We start from the raw sequence: 779 nt of genomic DNA on the forward strand, positions 1-779 counted from the left end.
TCTCGATCCCCTCCGCCACCACCGGCATACCCAACCCGTGGGCGAGGCTCACGATCCCGCGAACCAGGGCCTCGGACTTGGCGGAGCTGCCGATGCCGCCGACAAAGGCGCGATCGATCTTGAGCGTGGTCAGCGGCAGGGCCTGGAGATAGGCCAGGGCGCTGTAGCCGGTGCCAAAATCATCCAGTGCCAGCTGGACGCCCATCGCCGAGAGCTCCCGGAAGACCGCCTGGGTATCCGCGTCGAGGTCAAGGAGCAGCGTCTCGGTAATCTCCAGCTCCAGGGCGCCCTGGGGTACCCCAGTCTCGTCGAGGATCCGGGAGACCGACCCGACCAGGTCACCGGCGTGCACCTGCCACGCCGAGAGGTTGACCGCCACCTGCATCGGATACCCCTGCTCCAGCCAGGCCCGGGCCTGGCGTGCCGCCGTCTCCAGCGTCCACTCACCAACCGGGTTGATCAGCCCCGACGCCTCAAGGATCGGGATGAAGACTCCGGGCGAGATCGGGCCCCGCTCCGGGTGGTCCCAGCGCAGGAGAGCCTCGGCACCGACGATGCGCCCCGAGCCAAGATCGACCTGCGGCTGATAGGCCAGGTAGAGTTCCGCGTTGTCTACCGCCTGCTGGAGGTCGGCGCGGAGCGTGAGCTGCTCCCGAAGCCGCACACCAGCCTGCGCGTGGGCAAGCCTGATGCTGGAGGTGCCGGTGGCGAGGGCGTTGGCCGCGGCTGCTTCGGCCTGGCCGAGGAGCGCGCCAGCCTCCTGGCCGTCCTTGGGGAAA

At 69.2% G+C, this 779-nt stretch carries 1 protein-coding gene; it reads right to left on the minus strand.

What is annotated here, in order from left to right; genetic code table 11:
• A partial coding sequence (locus tag LRG07_RS13760) for an EAL domain-containing protein (protein WP_238642764.1) occupies positions 1–664 on the minus strand: 664 nt, incomplete at its 3' end.
• Between the last annotated feature and the right edge of the window lie 115 nt (positions 665–779).

This window comes from Halorhodospira sp. 9622, assembly GCF_022228025.1.
Lineage (GTDB): Bacteria > Pseudomonadota > Gammaproteobacteria > Nitrococcales > Halorhodospiraceae > Halorhodospira > Halorhodospira halophila_A.